This window comes from Nocardia sp. TBRC8007, from assembly GCF_056629435.1.
In genome coordinates this window covers 1-220 of the sequence record NZ_JBWSOR010000258.1, presented here as the reverse complement: position 1 = coordinate 220, position 220 = coordinate 1, and the positions used below count along the sequence as shown (strand labels likewise).

General features: G+C 64.5%; 1 protein-coding gene. It reads left to right on the top strand.

The window, feature by feature from the left end; genetic code table 11:
• Positions 1-25: 25 nt before the first annotated feature.
• Positions 26-220 (top strand): hypothetical protein (locus tag ACX4ZE_RS23575; RefSeq protein ID WP_480275666.1); only part of this gene is annotated, 195 nt, incomplete at its 3' end.

The following is a 220-nucleotide window of genomic DNA, read 5'->3' as shown; positions in this document are numbered from 1 at the left end:
CCTACCCGGAATTACTGTCGAGCCGTTGGACACTTTGTTGGAGTCTTCGCGCTTCGACCTGACCTTCCATGTGGTCGACTCGACTGCGACCGCAAGCTGGAACGGGTTCGTAGAGTTCGCGACCGACCTGTTCGACCGGGCGACGGTCGAGGCGATCGCGGCCCGGTACGTGCGAGTACTACGACAGGTGGCGGCCACCCCGCAGCTGGCGGTGGGTGCG